The 16,744-nt window shown below is 63.8% G+C and carries 9 protein-coding genes; 7 read left to right on the top strand and 2 right to left on the bottom strand.

Going from position 1 to position 16,744, the window contains the following annotated elements; genetic code table 11:
* Positions 1 to 158 precede the first annotated feature (158 nt).
* From M5B99_RS18330 to M5B99_RS18345, 4 genes are read left to right on the top strand one after another with little or no spacing between them, the layout of a single operon-like run.
* The gene (locus tag M5B99_RS18330) at positions 159 to 941 is read left to right on the top strand and encodes an efflux RND transporter periplasmic adaptor subunit (RefSeq protein WP_248805410.1); all 783 of its coding nucleotides are present in this window, start codon (positions 159 to 161) and stop codon (positions 939 to 941) included.
* On the top strand, positions 938 to 2,260 hold the full coding sequence (locus M5B99_RS18335; RefSeq protein WP_248805360.1) for an efflux RND transporter periplasmic adaptor subunit: 1,323 nt from the start codon (positions 938 to 940) through the stop codon (positions 2,258 to 2,260). Before M5B99_RS18330 ends, M5B99_RS18335 begins: the two co-directional genes overlap by 4 nt.
* A complete protein-coding gene (locus M5B99_RS18340; protein ID WP_248805361.1) occupies positions 2,260 to 4,356 on the top strand; it encodes a biotin/lipoyl-binding protein in 2,097 nt (698 codons plus the stop codon). The genes M5B99_RS18335 and M5B99_RS18340 overlap by 1 nt, the downstream gene beginning before the upstream one ends.
* A gap of 29 nt (positions 4,357 to 4,385) precedes the next feature.
* On the top strand, positions 4,386 to 4,880 hold the full coding sequence (locus tag M5B99_RS18345) for a GNAT family N-acetyltransferase (protein ID WP_248805362.1): 495 nt from the start codon (positions 4,386 to 4,388) through the stop codon (positions 4,878 to 4,880).
* Here the strand turns inward: M5B99_RS18345 and M5B99_RS18350 are convergent.
* Positions 4,873 to 5,184 (bottom strand): DUF6916 family protein, encoded by a 312-nt coding sequence (locus tag M5B99_RS18350; protein ID WP_248805363.1) that lies wholly within the window; start codon positions 5,182 to 5,184, stop codon positions 4,873 to 4,875. The genes M5B99_RS18345 and M5B99_RS18350 overlap by 8 nt on opposite strands.
* 174 nt (positions 5,185 to 5,358) lie before the next feature.
* Positions 5,359 to 5,949 (bottom strand): phage tail protein, encoded by a 591-nt coding sequence (locus tag M5B99_RS18355; protein WP_248805364.1) that lies wholly within the window; start codon positions 5,947 to 5,949, stop codon positions 5,359 to 5,361.
* Positions 5,950 to 6,190: 241 nt separating this feature from the next.
* Here M5B99_RS18355 and M5B99_RS18360 point away from each other — a divergent pair, with 241 nt between their 5' ends.
* The 3 genes from M5B99_RS18360 to M5B99_RS18370 all read left to right on the top strand — a co-directional run bounded on the left by M5B99_RS18360 (position 6,191) and on the right by M5B99_RS18370 (position 16,733).
* Positions 6,191 to 7,777: a glycosyltransferase family 39 protein gene (locus tag M5B99_RS18360; RefSeq protein ID WP_248805365.1), complete on the top strand. Its 1,587-nt coding sequence runs from the start codon at positions 6,191 to 6,193 to the stop codon at positions 7,775 to 7,777.
* A 166-nt stretch (positions 7,778 to 7,943) separates the two neighbouring features.
* Positions 7,944 to 8,789 carry a sulfotransferase family protein gene (locus M5B99_RS18365; protein WP_248805366.1) on the top strand — a complete coding sequence of 282 codons (846 nt, stop codon included), beginning with the start codon at positions 7,944 to 7,946 and terminating at the stop codon, positions 8,787 to 8,789.
* A 120-nt stretch (positions 8,790 to 8,909) separates the two neighbouring features.
* A complete protein-coding gene (locus tag M5B99_RS18370; protein WP_248805367.1) occupies positions 8,910 to 16,733 on the top strand; it encodes an Ig-like domain-containing protein in 7,824 nt (2,607 codons plus the stop codon).
* The last annotated feature ends 11 nt before the right edge of the window (positions 16,734 to 16,744 follow it).

The raw sequence follows: 16,744 nt of genomic DNA on the forward strand, positions 1-16,744 counted from the left end.
GGCCGCAACACCTATGCTTGTAGCCAGCACGGCGTTGCAGCCTGTGATCTGCCGCACATCGACGACCGCCCGGTTGTTCGATAAACATAGTGGCAATTGGCTTGACGCTTGATATGGCTGCCGTAGACTCGCGATTGTCCGACAAGGAGTCCCTTTATATGTGGTGTTTGCGGGTGAGTGTGTTTGGGTTGTCCTGCATGGCGTGCCTGGTTCAGGCGCAGACGCCGGCCGAGGTCGATCCGCTGTTGGATAATAATACCGCTGCGCCGCATGTCGCCGCCGCCAGCGAGGCCCGTGGCGTATTGCGCGCCCGTGACCAGGCGATGCTCGCCAGCGAGCTGTCGGGGCGCATTGTCGAGTTGCCGTTCAGTGAAGGCGAGACCTTCAAGCAGGGCGACACCCTGGCGCGGTTCGACTGCTCGGCCTATCAGGCCCAACTCAATGCCGCCCAGGCTGCCAGCCGCGGTGCCAGTGAGGAGTTGGCGCACAATAAACAGTTGGCTTCGTTGAACTCCGTCGGCCGCTTCGAAGTGGCCCGCGCCGAGGCCAAGCTCGCCGAAACCCAGGCCCAGGCCCAGGTCTACCAGGTGCAGGTCAAGCGTTGCAGCGTGATTGCGCCCTATGACGGCCAGGTTGTGCAGCGCAAGGTCCAGCGCTATGAAAGCGTCTCGGCCGGGGCGCCGATGCTGGAGATCGTCGACAATCGCACCCTGGAAATTCACCTGCTGGTGCCGTCGCGCTGGATGGGCAAGCTCAAGGCCGGCCAGACCTTCAGCTTTGTCCCGGATGAAACCGGGCAGCCATTGACGGCCACCATCAAACGCCTGGGCGCGCGGATCGATGAAGGCAGCCAGACCCTGTTGCTGGTGGCCAGCTTGCCCAAGGCCGACGGTCTGCTGGCAGGCATGAGCGGCACCGCGCGCTTCGAGGCGTTGAAGTGAACGCGCCGGTAGCGGGCGCCGTGGAGCGGGTGTTCGCCCAGTTCCTCGACCTTGAGCGCCTGACCCGCGCCGCCCGTACCACCGAACAGTTGGCTTATAGCCTGGTCAACGATGGCCAGGCACTGTTCGGCTTTCGCCACGCCGCCCTGCTGATTGCCGGCAAGGTGCGGGCGGTGACCGGGGTCAGCTCGGTGGAGCCGAATGCGCCGTTTGTCGCTTTCGTCGAACACGCAGTGGCGCAGATCTTCAAGCTGGAACGGGCCAAGCCGGCGACCGTGGTGCCAATGGACGCCTTCACCGCCTCCGTGCGCGAGGACTGGCAGAGCCTGTCGGCGCCTCAGGTGTTCTGGTTGCCGCTGCTCGATCACAAGGGCGAGGTCTTCGGCGGCCTCTGGCTGGCCCGTGACAATCCCTGGAGTCCGTCCGAACAGGTGCTGCTGGCGCAATTGGGCGACACCTACAGCCATGCCTGGCTTGCCTTGCAGCCCCGCCGGCCGTGGCGTTTGCGTTTTACCCGCAAGCGCCAGGCGTTGCTGGTGGTGCTGGCGTTGCTGAGCCTGCTGATTCCGGTGCGCCAGTCAGTGCTGGCGCCGGCGGAAGTCGTGCCGCTGGCCGGCCGGGTAGTGGCGGCGCCGCTGGACGGGGTGATTGCCGAATTCCTGGTCAAACCGAACCAGACGGTGAAGACCGGCGACCTGTTGGTACGCTTCGAGAGCACCACCCTCAAGGCCCAGGCCGATGTGGCCCAACGCGCCCTCGGCGTGGCCGAAGCCGAATTGAAGGCCAATGCCCAGCGGGCCTTTGCCGATGCCGAGTCGAGTTCGAAGATCGATTTGCTGGCGGCGCGGGTCGAGCAGAAACGCGCCGAACGCGATTACGCCGCCGAATTGCTCAAACGCAGCGAGGTGCGCGCCGAACGTGACGGTATCGCAGTGTTCGCCGATGCTGAACGCTGGACCGGCAAGCCGGTGCAGACCGGTGAACGGCTGATGGAAATCGCCGACCCGAGCCAGGCCGAACTGCGCATCGAACTGGCGGTCGGCGACGCCATCGCCCTGGCGTCCGATGCTGAAGTCGCGTTGTTCCTCGACAGCGATCCCTTGCAGCGTTACTCGGCCAGGCTGGAGCGGGTGGCCTACGAGGCGCAATCGACCCCGGCCGGGCAGTTGGCCTATCGCCTGGATGCCAGCTTCAATGATACCCCGGTGCCGCGCATCGGCTTGCGCGGCACAGCGAAACTCTTTGGCCAGCGCGCGCCATTGGCCTTGTACCTGCTGCGTCGGCCCTTGGCCGGGTTGCGCCAGAGTGTCGGGCTGTAATGAACCTGCCCAGCCTGCGCGCGGATCTGCAGCTCACCACGGCCGCCCCGGCGTTGGACGGTTCGCCGCGCTGGACCCTGGCCGACCCCGTGCGCGGGCGTTATTTCAAGCTTGGCGTCCAGGCCATCCGCCTGCTGCGGCATTGGTCGCTGGGTGATCCGGCGCAGGTGTTGCAAGCGGCGAACCGCGAACCGGGCCTGCCGCTGGGCGACCCTGAGCTGGAGCAGTTGCTGGGCTTTCTGCGCGCCCATGACCTGATTGCCGCGCTGGACCCACAACAGCGCGCCAGCTACGCCTGGAAAGCTGCCGCGTCGCGCCAGAGTCTGTGGCAGATGGCGCTGCATCAATATCTGTTTTTCCGCATTCCCCTGTGGCGCCCGGATGCCTTCCTCAATCGCACCTGGCCGTGGTTGCAACGCTTTGGCCCGCGCCTGCTGCGCTACGGCTTGCCGGCCACCCTGGGGCTGGGGGTGTTTCTGGTGTCGCGGGACTGGGAGCGTTTTCTCTCGACTTTTCCGCACCTGTTCAGTCTCGGCGGGGCCATGGCCTTCGGCATCGCGCTGTTCTTCGCCAAACTCTGCCATGAGTTCGGTCATGCGTTCATGGCCAAGCGCGCCGGATGTCGGGTGCAGAGCATGGGCGTGGCCTTCATGGTCATGCTGCCGTTGTTCTACACCGACGTCAGCGACGCCTGGCGGATCAACGACCGCAAGGCGCGATTATTGATCGGTGCCGGCGGGGTCATGGCCGAGATGCTGTTGGCCTGTATCGCCCTGCTGGCCTGGTCGCTATTACCGGACGGGCCGGCGCGCACGGCGGCGTTCATGCTTGCCAGCGCCACCTGGCTGACCACCCTGGCGGTCAACCTCAACCCGTTCATGCGTTTTGATGGTTATTTTCTGCTCAGTGACTTCTGGGAAATCGACAACCTCCAGGGCCGGGCCTTTGCCCTGTGTCGCTGGCAATTGCGCGAGGCCTTGTTCGGCTACGATGAGCCGGCCCCCGAGCCTTGGCCGCCGGCCATGCGCCGCCGCCTGCTGTGGTGGGGATTCCTCTCCTGGTTGTGGCGTGCGACGCTGTTTTTCGGGATCGCCCTGGCGGTCTATCACCTGTTCTTCAAGTTGCTGGGTATCTTCCTGATGATGGTGGAGCTGGGCTGGTTCATCTTCCTGCCGATTTTCAAGGAGGCCCGCGAATGGTGGTCGCGACGTGAACAGGCGCACACCCCACGGGTGTTGCTCAGCGGTCTGGGCCTGCTGGCGCTGCTGTTGCTGGTGGCGGTGCCCTGGCGCAGCAGCGTGGAAATCCCGGTGATGCTCGAGGCCGGGCGGGTCACGGCGCTGCATGCGCCGGTTGCCGCGCGGGTCAAGCAGGTCAATGTGCACGATGGGCAGATGATCGAGGCGGGCACGGTACTGGTGGAGCTGGAGTCGCCAGACGTCGACTCGCGCTTGATCATCGTGCGCCGTGAAATCGATATCCTGCAATTGCAGATGCGCCGCCAGGCCGGGCGCAGCGAAACGGCGGCGGATGTCGGCATTCTCGAACAGCGCTTGGCGGAGGCCGTGGCCGAATACCGGGGGTTGCAGGCGCGCCGTGAGCGTCTGCTGTTGAAGGCACCCCAGGCCGGCCAGGTGCGCGACCTGATGCCGCAATTGGTCGCCGGGCGCTGGGTTTCGACCAAGGAGCCGCTGGCGCGGGTCGTCGAGGGCGGCACCCGCATGCGTGGCTATCTGGCTGAAGAGGACTTGTGGCGGGTCGCGCCGGGGGCGAAGGGACGATTTGTCGCCGACGACCCGATGCGGCCGGCCTGGCCGGTGGAGCTGCTGGACGTCGATGCCAATGGCGTAGTGGCCATCGACCAGGAGGCCCTGACTTCCGATCATCACGGTCCGATTGCCGTGCGCCGCGACGAAAACCGTCGTCCGGAGCCGGTGCAGGCGCAATACGGTGCGCGCCTGCGGTTGCTTGAGGAGGTGCCGACGCCGATCCATCCGCTGCGCGGCGTGGCGGTGCTGCAAGGTCGCAGTGAGTCGTGGCTGGGTATCGCCTGGCGGCGAATGGCGGCCTTGGGCGTGCGGGAGAGTGGTTTCTAGTCATTACAACGGTTCAGGGAGTAAAACCGATGTTGAACAATGCGTCTGCCGCCGGTTTGTCCATGCGGCCCTCACGGCCTACCGATGCCCCTTTTCTGCAGAGCCTTTATCAGTCGGCCCGTCCCGAGTTGCAGTGGATCGACGCTGAGCCGGAGGTGGTCGAGCGGGTGGTCGCCCAGCAGTACCAGGCGCAGGAGCTGGGGATCGGCGATAACTTCCCCGAGGCGATGCACTATGTGGTGGAAAAGCTCGACACCCCCATCGGTGTACTGAGCGCCGATTTCGGCGCCAATGAAATCCGGGTGCTGTACCTGGCGTTTATCCCGGCGGCCCGTGGCAAGGGCTTTGGTCGCAGCGTGCTGCAAGGGGTGCAGAAGGCCGCCGAGCAGGTGCGCTGCCCGGTGGCGACGGTGGTCTGGGCGAGTAATCCCCAGGCGCGCCAGCATTACCTGGCGCTGGGGTTTCGGGTCGAGGAAAGTTCGCCGGCGGCTGAGCGCCTGGTCTGGTATCCGGGTTTCAGTTGAAGACGATATTGAAATAGCCCAGGGCCGGGTCACGGCCCTGGGGCGGCTCGCGGGAGACGAACACGGCGTCTATGCGGCCCAACTGCGGTAACTCCAGGGTGCACAGGCCGTCGATGAAGTCCGTCGGTTCCAGGCTGCGCAACATCACGTTGAAGGGCATTCGGGGATTTTCCGGCAGGCGTGATTGCGGGCGCAGCTCGATCTCTTCGATCTGGATTGGTAGCTGGCTGCCGTCGGGCAGGTGCAGCGGGCAGTGCTGTTTCATCAGCGACTGGAAGTGTTCACTTGAAACCTGTTGCAGCATCGATATTCTCCGTCATGTACGGCAAGAGCCGGGGGCTGGGTCAGTTGAGGCTGAACACGGTCCCTGTAGGAGCTGAGCTTGCTTGCGAAGGGGCCCGTGAGAGCGCCAAAAGCTTCGCGGCGGTGCGGTGACCCGACAAGCCCAGTTCCTGCAGGTTTGATGGCGCGCTCCTGATCAGTTGCGGGACGGGAATAGCCCTTGCAGGGCGATGCTGAAGTTCACCACCAGGAACGGGTTCATCGTCGCCAGCGGCAAGCTGCTACCGGGTGTGCTCAGGGTCCCGGCGAGGGTGCTGGTCACACCTTTCAGTGCAACCGGCGACGCGCCTTGTGCATCGGAGTAGATCGCAGCCGAGGGTGGCCCGGATGGGGTGGAGGCACCGATATAGGCATTGGTGGTGGTCGGCGCGTTGACCGGATTGCTGGGGACGCTCGCCAGATTGACGGTGGTATTGACGGTCAGGCCGGTGGTCGGGATCACCTGTGGCGGCAGATTGCTGCTCAGGACCGAGACACTTTCGGTGCCGTTGAACTCGCCCATGACCCGTGGCGACAGGTTCGGCCCGGTTCCCTGGCCGATGGCCAGTCGGCTTTGCAGGTTGGGCAGGCCAAAGGTTTGCTGGCCATTGCCGCCATAGGTGGTGCCCATCACCGCGAACAGCGCCTGATATTGCGAGAGCGGCATGATTTGCCCGTTGCACAATGCCCAGCCAGAGGGCGCGTAGTTGAAGCCGAACATCTGGATAGTGCCGAGAAATACTTCCATAGATCCTTATCCTTCAGCTGTGTTGAGTGAGGTGCGGTGCCCGATGGACGAACGGTATGGGGCGCTGTCCGGGTCTGTTGTGCACCGCCTGAAAGGGTAGACGCTGCCTCTGGCCCTGCCGGTTTTTTTGCGTGGTCGAGGTCGTGATTGGAACAGTCAGGCAAGGCGATGTCGTTCTAGCCTACAATCACCGCGTCATACCCCCGAGGCGGGTGCAGTTGTCGATTTCTAGAGGATGGTGATGGGCGTTCCGAGCAATGATGAAGCAGTAAAGCGACTAGACTTTCAGCCTGTCACGCATCCGCAATCGCTGGCCCAGCTGCTTTGCCAACCCTGGCTGATAGCCCTCATGCTACTGGCCGTGGCGTTACGCCTTTATGAACTGACGGCCGCGGCGATCTGGGGCGACGAAGGCTCCAGCCTGCTGCTGGCCCAGTTCCCGCTGGTCGGTATCTGGTCCCATGCGTCCCATGATGTCCATCCGCCGCTGTATTTCATGCTGCTGCATCTCTGGATCGGCCTGTTCGGCGACTCGATCCTGTCGATCCGGATGATGAGCGCGGTACCGGGGGTGGTCACGGTGCTCCTCGGTACCTGGCTGGCGCAACTGGTCGCCAACCGACGGGTCACGATGCTGACCTGCCTGCTGCTGGCCCTGTTGCCCACGGCCGTGCGCTACAGCCAGGAAATACGCATGTATTCGCTGATGGGCGTGTGGCTGCTGGGGGCGACCATCGCCCTGGTGCACTGGGTGCGCGAGCCCGCGCGCCAGCGTTATCTGGTGATCTATGCGCTGTTGATGACGGCCGCGTTCTATACCCACTACTTTTCGGCGTTGTGCGTGTTGTCGCACTGGCTTTATCTGCTGGTGATCCGTCCGCAGCCCGGCAGCGCACACCGCCATATCGCCCGTCGCGAGTGGTGGTTGGCCAACGTGGCGATCGTGTTGCTGTTCCTGCCCTGGCTGCCGGGGTTGATCGACCTGGTGCGGCACATGGAGGATCTGAAGGTCGGTGGCGATGTCGGCTGGGAACCACCGGTGACCTTGCGCTCGCTGCCGTCGATGATCTGGCAGTTGATGGCGCAGGACGATGGGGAGGGGATGCCGCTGTGGCTGTTCGTCCCCTTGCCAGGCGTGATCGCGGCAGTGATGACCTTCCTCGTCTGGCATGATCGCAGCCGCTACCGCTTCGACACGATGCTGGTGATCTACAGTGCACTGCCGCTGCTGTTGGTATTTGCCATTTCCTTCGTCTCGCCGGTGTTTATCGAGCGTTACCTGACCGTGCCGGCGCTGGGCCTGCCGATAATCCTGGCCCTGGCCATTGATCGCCTGGCGCGGCGCTTCAAGGTCCTGGCGGTGCTCCTGCTGCTGGCGGTCCTGGCGGTGGAGGGCGTGGGCCTGAAGAACAACTACACCGTCGACGCCGGCGATCAGTTCAACAACATGGTCGAGTACATGAACCAGCACACGGTCGCCGGTGACCAGGTGGTGCTGGGCGACATGTTCTGGTACCTGACCTGGAGTTACTACGACAAGAGCGCCACCACGCCGCGACTGTATACACCGCCTACCGCCAAGGGGTTGTCGACCCGACCCAACAGCTATGGTTTCGGTACGCTGATCGATGAAAACGCCGGCATCTACCTCGATCACCTGGAGGAGCTGCCCCCGGGCAATGGGCGGGTCTGGTTGGTGATGAGCCGGGAGGCTCCGGATGAGTTCCCGTCTATTCCGGAAAATTGGCTAAAAATTGATCAGCATCCCGGTGGCGATACTCAGGCGGTGCTCTATGAGGTCTGTCAAACCCCATGTAGTGATCACTAACCGTTACAGGTTTGAAATAGAGCCATGAGGTCGCGTTAAGGATCCATGAATTCTGACGTCCATGGGTCTTTTCGAGGTAAAGACCCTACAATTGATGTCAAAATACTACTAGTCTGAAATGGTTCCTTACGCTACGCTTTGTCCTACAAATGGACTTCCGTCTAGGGTGAAGGGATTGCGCAGTTTTCACTTTATCTCCGGTTTGCCGCGCTCAGGGTCAACCCTGCTGTCCGCCATTCTTTTACAAAATCCCCGTTTTCATGCGGGCATGAGCAGCCCGGTCGGCACCCTGTTCAACAGCGTGCTGGAACAATGCAGTGCCGGCAGCGAATTCGGCGCGGTGATCGACACCGACATGCGTCGTCGTCTGTTGCGCGGACTGTTCGAATCCTATTACGCCGACAAGACCGAGCAATCGGTGGTCTTCGATACCAATCGCCAGTGGTCGGCGCGCCTTCCCGCGTTGATGGACCTGTTCCCCCGGTCCAAGGTCATCGCCTGCGTGCGCAATGTCGCCTGGGTCATGGACAGCCTCGAGCGGTTGTACCGCGCCAACCCCTTCGAGAACACCAAGCTGTTCAACGATCAGGTCGAGCGCAACACCGTCTACAGCCGTTGCGAAACCCTGGCCCAGCGCAATCGCCTGGTGGGGTATGCCTGGACCGCGCTCAAGGAAGCCTATTACGGCGAACACGCCAACTCTTTGCTGCTGATCGATTACGACCTGCTGTCCCAGGCCCCGGAGCGGGTATTGCGGCTGGTCTACGATTTTATCGGCGAGCCCTGGTTCGAACACGATTTCGACCACCTGGTGTATGACGCCCCGGAATTCGACCAAGCCCTCGGGGTTGCCGGCCTGCACAAGGTCAAACCCAAGGTGGCATTGGAGCCAAGGCGCACGATCCTGCCGCCGGACCTGTTTGAAAAATATGCGGAGTTGTCGTTCTGGAACGATGGTTCGGCCAGCGTCGCGAATGTCATTCGTATGAAAAACCCTACCGCGGTCAGTTGATCGCGGTTTTTTATTCCGACAAAAAATCCTTTGGGCGTGTGAGCGCCCGAGTGCAGGTGAAGCATGTGGTGGAGCAAACAGAAATCGCGGGCTGAAGGCGTGAGAACCCTGGTTTCACCCATGATCATCCCTCTCGAACCGCGCATGCTGTTCGATGGTGCCGTGGCGGCCACCGTGGCCGAGGCCGCGCAGCCGGCCAGTCACGCCACCACCGATGCGGCGAAGGCGCCGGCCACCGACCATGCGACCGCGCCCGCCGCGGCCCATCCGCAATCCGATGCCACGCCGACCCCGGCGCCGGCCGCGGTACCCGGCCAGTCGGTGGTCTTCGTCGACTCCCGGGTCCAGGATTTCAGTGCCCTGCTCAAGGGTGCCGCGCCCGGCACCCAGGTGGTGGTGTTGCAGGCCGGCAAGGACGGCCTGCAGCAGATCGCCGATTATCTGGACGGCCACAAAGACGTGAGCACCGTGGAAATCATCGCCCACGGTAATTCGGGCGACCTGTGGCTGGGCAGCACCTACCTCTCGTCCGATAACGTCGCGGCGCGCGCCGACGTATTGGCACGCATCGGCAATGACATGAATGTCGGTGGCGACATCCTGATCTATGCCTGCAATACCGCCGCAGGCGACAAGGGCATCGGTTTTGTCGACTCCCTGGCGCAATACACCGGGCGCGATATCGCCGCATCGACCAACCGCACCGGCCTGGGCGGCGACTGGACCCTGGAAATTTCCACCGGCGTCATCGAAAGTCACAACGTGCTTTCGGCCGACGCCATGGCCGCCTACCAGTACGGCCTGTCGACCATTACTGTGACCAGCAACGCTGACAGTGGCGTCGGTTCACTGCGTTCGGCCCTGAGCAGCGCGGTGGCGGGCGATATCGTCACTTTCAACGCCAGCATGACGGTCAACCTGAATTCGCAACTGGTCATCAGCAAGAACCTTACCGTCGAAGGCGACCTGAACCACGACGGCGTTGCCGATGTAACCCTCAGCGGGCAGTACAAGACCCAGGTGCTCGTGGTCAATTCCGGGATCACCGCGACCCTGGACGGGCTGGTCATTACCCAGGGGTTGGCGGCGGGCAATGGCGCGGCGGCGGGGGTCGACGGCACCGCGGCGATGGGCGGCGGTATTGTCAACGCCGGTAACCTGACCCTGAACAATGTCACGGTGACCAGCAACGCGGCCTCGGGCGGCGGCGGCGGCGGCGGGGTCACGGCGCCCTACGTCGGCGGCGCGGTGGGTGGCGGCGGCGGCGGCGGTGGTGCTCTTGGCGGACAAAATGGTGGGCATGGTGGTAGCTCGGGCTTCGGTTCGGGGGTCTATGGCGGTACCGCCGGCACCGCTAACCATGGCGGTACCGGCGGCGGCTACAACCCCAACTACATGGGTGGCAAGGGGGGGAGCAGCACCGGCGGCGCGGGCGGTATAGGCGCCGCCAACTACAGTAACGGTGGGGCCGGCGGCACGGCGAACAATGGCACTATCTCGATTGGCGGCGGCGGCGGCGGTTCCGGCTGGGACAAGGCCGGCCGGGCCGGTGCCTCGGCCAGCGGCGGTATCTACAACGCCAGCACGGGCACCCTGACGATCGTCGGTACTTCCGTGATTTCCAACAACATTGCGGCTGGCGGCGGCGGTGGCGGCGGCGGCGGCCTGGGCGGCTCCGCCGACCCGGGTGGCGCGGCTGGTAAAGGTGTCGGCGCGATCTGGAACAAAGGCACAGTGTTGATGACCGCCGCAAACTTCGCGGCGATGACCGGCAACGTCGGTGGCAGCGGCTCCGGTGGTCCGGCGCTGGGCGGCGGCAGTACCGGCGCCAGCGTGGCGGCCGTGAATAATATCTTCAACGATGGTGGAACACTGAACACCGCCTATGCGCCGGCACCGACCGCGACCATCGTGGTGACCAACACCGCACAGCATATCGGTAGCACCTCGCTGGTGACCTTTACCTTCAACCAGGCGGTGACGGGTTTCACCAACGCCGACCTGACGATTGCCAACGGTACCTTGACTGCGGTCAGCTCCAGCGACGGTGGTACCACCTGGACCGCGACCTTCACCCCGAGCTCAAGCACAACCAGCGCTACCAACCAGATCGTCCTGGACAATACCGGCGTCAGCAGCGTATCGACGAGCGCGGTGGGGAGCGGCACTACATCGTCCAACAACTACACCATCGATACCGTGCGTCCGACCGCGACCGTCTCGGTCGTTGCCTCGACGCTGAGCACCGCGGCAAACTCGACGGTGAACATTACCTTCAGCGAAGCGGTGAGCGGTTTCAGCCTGGCCGACATGTCGGCGTCCAACGGCACCCTGAGCAACCTGAGCACCAGCGACAACATCCACTGGACCGCGACCCTGACGCCGGTCGCGAGCAATAACAGCAGCGGCAACGTCATTACCCTGGACAACACCCTCTATACCGATACCGCGACCAACGCCGGTACCGGCACGACCACGTCCAATACCTATGCGGTCGACACCGTGCGGCCGACCGCGAGCATCGTGGTGTCCAACAATGCGCTGAACATCGGTGGCACATCCCTGGTGACCATCACCTTCAGCGAAGCCGTGACCGGTTTCACCAATGCCGACCTTACCGTTGCCGACGGCACCCTGAGCGCGGTGAGCAGCAGCGACGGCGGTATCACCTGGACCGCGACCCTGACGCCGACCGCCGGGGTTACCCATACTGGCGATGTCATCACCCTGACTAACACCGGGGTACAGGATACGGCGGGCAACGCCGGCAGCGGCACCACCAACTCCAACGCCTATGCCGTCGACACCCAGCGTCCGACTGCGACCGTCGTGTTCGCCAACACCAACCTGGGGATCGGCCAGACCTCGCTGGTGACCATCACCTTCAGTGAGGCCGTGACCGGTTTTACCAACGCCGACCTGACGGTCAGCAATGGCACCCTGAGCGCGGTGAGCAGCAGCGACGGCGGCGTCACCTGGACCGCGACTTTCACTCCGACGGCGGCGATTGTCAGCGCGAGCAACCACATCACCCTGGACAACACCGGGGTCCAGGACACGGCGGGCAACGCCGGCAGCGGCAGCACCACGTCCAACAACGTGGCCATCGACGGCGTGCGTCCGACCGCCACCGTGGTGGTCGCGAACAGCGCCCTGAAAATCGGTGATACCTCGCTGGTGACCATTACCTTCTCGGAAGCCGTGGTCGGTTTCACCAATGCCGACCTGACGGTGTCCAATGGCACCCTGAGTGCGGTGAGCAGCAGCGACGGTGGCATCACCTGGACCGCGACCTTCACTCCGAGTGCGAGCGTCACCAACACCAGCAACGTCATCAGCCTGGACAATACCGGCTATACCGACACCAGCGGCAACGCCGGTACCGGCAGCACCAGCTCCAACAACTACGCCATCGACACCCAGCGTCCGACCGCGACCATCGTGCTCGCCGATCCAACGCTTACCGCTGGCGCAACCTCGTTGGTGACCATCACCTTCAGCGAAGCGGTGACCGGCTTCACCCTGGCCGACCTGAGCGTGAGCCACGGTAGCCTGAGCGGGTTGAGCAGCAGCGACGGCGGTATCACCTGGACCGCGACCTTCACTCCGGGCACCAACACCAACAGCGCGACCAACGCCATCACCCTGGCCAATACCGGTATCGCCGACCTCGCCGGCAACGCCGGCGCGGGCACCACCAACTCGGCGAACTTCACCATCGACACCGTGCTTCCCGCGGCGACCATCGTGGTGGCGAATCCGGCGTTGAATATCGGTGGCACCTCCCTGGTGACCATCACCTTCAACGAGGCCGTCAGCGGTTTCACCAATGCCGACCTGACCGTCGCCAACGGCACCCTGAGCGCGGTCAGCTCCAGCGACGGCGGTGTCACCTGGACCGCGACCTTCACCCCGGCCACCAACACCGCCAATGCCACCAACCACATCACCCTGGACAACAGCGGCGTCCAGGCGGCCGTGTCGGGCAACGTCGGCACGGGCACCAGCAACTCCAACAACTACGCCATCGACACCCAGCGTCCGACCGCGACCGTGGTGGTGACGAACGACCACCTGGGCATCGGCGGCACGTCCCTGGTGACCATCACCTTCAGCGAGGCGGTGACCGGTTTCAGCCTGGCCGACCTGACCACCGACAACGGCATCCTCAGCGGCCTGAGCACCAGCGACAACATCACCTATACCGCAACCCTGACGCCGGTGGCGGGTATCACCCAGAACAACAATCACATCGTCCTGGACAACAGCACGGTGGCTGATGTTGCCGGCAACAGCGGTACCGGCACCAGCAGCTCGAATGCCTATGACATCGACAGCGTGCGCCCGACCTCAACCATCGTGGTGGCCAGCCCGACCCTGGCGGCCGGGCAGACCTCATTGGTAACCATCACCTTCAGCGAGGCAGTGACCGGTTTCGACAACAGCGACCTGAGCGTGCCCAACGGCACCCTGAGCGCGGTGAGCAGCAGCGACGGCGGCATTACCTGGACGGCGACCTTCACCCCGACCAGCAACGTCCAGGACACCACCAACGTCATCAGCCTGAACAACGCGGGCTATACGGACCTGGCCAACAACGCCGGCACCGGTGTCACCAACTCGGGCAACTTCACCATCGATACCGTGCGCCCGACCGCGACCATCGTGATGGCGGACAATGCCCTGAAAATCGGCGACACCTCGCTGGTGACCATCACCTTCAGCGAAGCGGTGACCGGCTTCAGCAACGCCGACCTGACGATCAGCCACGGCACATTGACCGGCGTCACCAGCAGCGACGGCGGCATCACCTGGACCGCGACCTTCACCCCGACCAGCAATATCACCGACAGCAGCAACGTGATCGAGCTGGACAACACGGGCGTGGCGAACGTCTCGGGCAACGCCGGCAGCGGTGTCACCGACTCCAACAACTACAGCATCGACACCCAGCGGCCGACGGCGAGCATCGTGGTGGCGAACAACGCCCTGAATATCGGCGGCACGTCCCTGGTGACCATTACCTTCAGCGAGGCGGTGAGCGGTTTCAGCAATGCCGACCTGACAGTTGCCGACGGCACCTTGAGCGCGGTGAGCAGCAGTGACGGCGGCATCACCTGGACCGCGACCCTGACGCCGAATGCGGCCACGACCCATACCGGCGATGTCATTACCCTGAATAACGCCGGGGTCAGCGATCTCGCCGGCAACGCCGGCGCGGGCAGCACCCTGTCCAATATCTACGGCGTCGATACCGTGGCGCCGACGGCCACCATCGTGGTCGCCAGCCCGACCCTGGCGGTCGGGCAGACCTCATTGGTGACCATCACCTTCAGCGAGGCGGTGATCGGTTTCGACAACAGCGACCTGAGCGTGCCCAACGGCACCCTGAGCACGGTGAGCAGCGCCGACGGTGGCATCACTTGGACCGCGACCTTCACGCCGACCAGCAACGTCCACGACACCACCAACATCATCAGCCTGAACAACGCGGGCTATACGGACCTGGCCAGCAACGCCGGCACCGGTGTCACCAACTCGGGCAACTTCACCATCGATACCGTGCGCCCGACCGCGACCATCGTGGTGGCGGATAACGCCCTGAAGATCGGCGAAACCTCGCTGGTGACCATTACCTTCAGCGAAGCGGTAACCGGCTTCAGCAACGCCGACCTGACGATCAGTCACGGCACATTGACCGGCGTCACCAGCAGCGACGGCGGCATTACCTGGACCGCGACCTTCACCCCGACCAGCAATATCACCGACAGCAGCAACCTGATCGAGCTGGATAACACGGGCGTGGCGAACGCCTCGGGCAACGCCGGCAGCGGTGTCACCGACTCCAACAACTACAGCATCGACACCCAGCGGCCGACGGCGAGCATCGTGGTGGCGAACAACGCCCTGAATATCGGCGGCACGTCCCTGGTGACCATTACCTTCAGCGAGGCGGTGAGCGGTTTCAGCAATGCCGACCTGACAGTTGCCGACGGCACCTTGAGCGCAGTGAGCAGCAGTGACGGCGGCATCACCTGGACCGCGACCCTGACGCCGAATGCGGCCACGACTCACGCCGGCGACGTCATCACCCTGAATAACACCGGGGTCAGCGATCTCGCCGGCAATGCTGGCGCGGGCAGCACCCTGTCCAATACCTATGGCGTCGATACCGTGGCGCCGACGGCCACCGTCGTGATCGACCACTCGGCCTTGAACATCGGCCAGACCGCCGTGGTGACCGTGACCTTCAGCGAGGCGGTCACCGGCTTCAGCAACGCCGACCTGAGCGTCGCCAACGGCACGTTGAGCACGATGACCAGCAGCGATGGTGGTATCACCTGGACCGGGACCTTTACCCCGACCAGCAATATCGCCCACGCCAGCAACGTCATCAGCCTGAACAACACGACTTACAGCGATTTGGCCGGCAATGCCGGCAGCGGCACCACCACCTCCAACACCTATGCCGTCGACACCCAGCGTCCGACAGCAACCGTCGTGATGGCTGACAGCGCCCTGAAAATCGGCCAGACCAGCATGGTGACCATCACCTTCAGCGAGGCGGTGAGCGGTTTCAGCAACGCCGACCTGACGGTCGCCAACGGCACCTTGAGCGCGGTGAGCAGCAGCGACGGCGGGATCACCTGGACGGCGACCTTCACCCCGACCAGCAATATCACCCACAGCGGCAATGTGATCAGCCTGAACAACGCAGGCTATACCGACCTGGCCGGCAACGCGGGCACGGGTACCTCCGACTCCAACACCTACGCCATCGACACCCAGCGTCCGACCGCGACCATTTCCGTGGCGAACAACAACCTGGGCATCGGCCAGACCACCACGGTGACCATCGCCTTCAGCGAAGCGGTGACCGGCTTCAACCTGTCCGAACTCAGCGTCCCCAACGGCACCCTGTCCAACCTGGCCAGCGCCGATGGTGGCAAGACCTGGACCGCGACCCTGACCCCGACGGCGGCCATCACCGATGCCACCAACCTGATCGTGCTGGACACCAGCCTGGTCAGCGATACCGCGGGCAATGCCGGGGCGAGCATCGCGATTTCCAACAACTACGCGCTCGATGCCGATCGGCCAACGGCAACCATCAGTGTCGCCAACCCGAATCTGACCGTCGGCCAGACCACCGTGGTGACCTTCACCTTCAGCGAGAAAGTCAGCAACTTCGACCTGTCGGAGCTGAGCGTGGCCAATGGCGTGCTGTCCAACCTCGCCACCCACGATGGCGGCAAGACCTGGACCGCGACCCTGACGCCGACGGCGAATGTCACCGACCCGAGCAACTTCATCACCCTGGACAACAGCCAGGTCACGGACCTGGCCGGCAACGCCGGGACCGGCTTCGCCAACTCCAACAACTTCGCGGTCAATACGGTGGCGCTGGGGGGCGACCCGCAGTTCCGCGTGGACACGCCCGTGGCGCGGCCGGAAGTGCCGAACCAGCCATTGCAGTCACAGATCAGCATCACGCCGACCGGCAGCCTGGGTTCGCCGCTGGGCTTCCCGCCGTTGTTCGAACAGCGCACCTCGGGCGACGGCCTGCCGCCGGTGGGCAATATCTTCATCAACCAGAACGCGCTGGCGCCGAGCTATATCGCCCAGGTGTTCAGTACCGACAGTGGTGCCAAGGGCAGTACCAGTGGTTTCCTCGGTTTTGGCGGCGGCGATGGCGGGGTGTTCGGCGGCAGTACCTTGTCGGGCATCTTCAGCCGCGAGTCGGGTAACAGCGATACCTCCACCAGCCAGGTCTTCGACCGTAACGGCAAGGGCCTGGGCGATCAGACCCAGGGCGTGCGCGGCATTTTCGGCGCGCCGACCCTGGGGCAGCAATTGCAGAAGATCAAAGACGGCGAGCAGAAACAGCTGCATGAACTAGCCTGGGCTTTGGAGCAAGTCGGCATCAGCGAAATGTCGGCCTGAACAATATTTGA

Source organism: Pseudomonas sp. MWU13-2100 (genome assembly GCF_023242365.1).
Classification (GTDB): Bacteria; Pseudomonadota; Gammaproteobacteria; order Pseudomonadales; family Pseudomonadaceae; genus Aquipseudomonas.

What these genes read in the sequence shown, in the direction of transcription:
- M5B99_RS18330 (WP_248805410.1), top strand. Translation starts at nt 159, where the DNA reads ATGTGGTGTTTGCGGGTGAGTGTGTTTGGGTTGTCCTGCATGGCGTGC.
- M5B99_RS18340 (WP_248805361.1), top strand. Translation starts at nt 2,260, where the DNA reads ATGAACCTGCCCAGCCTGCGCGCGGATCTGCAGCTCACCACGGCCGCC.
- M5B99_RS18345 (WP_248805362.1), top strand. Translation starts at nt 4,386, where the DNA reads ATGTTGAACAATGCGTCTGCCGCCGGTTTGTCCATGCGGCCCTCACGG.
- M5B99_RS18350 (WP_248805363.1), bottom strand. Translation starts at nt 5,184, where the DNA reads ATGCTGCAACAGGTTTCAAGTGAACACTTCCAGTCGCTGATGAAACAG.
- M5B99_RS18355 (WP_248805364.1), bottom strand. Translation starts at nt 5,949, where the DNA reads ATGGAAGTATTTCTCGGCACTATCCAGATGTTCGGCTTCAACTACGCG.
- M5B99_RS18360 (WP_248805365.1), top strand. Translation starts at nt 6,191, where the DNA reads ATGGGCGTTCCGAGCAATGATGAAGCAGTAAAGCGACTAGACTTTCAG.
- M5B99_RS18370 (WP_248805367.1), top strand. Translation starts at nt 8,910, where the DNA reads ATGATCATCCCTCTCGAACCGCGCATGCTGTTCGATGGTGCCGTGGCG.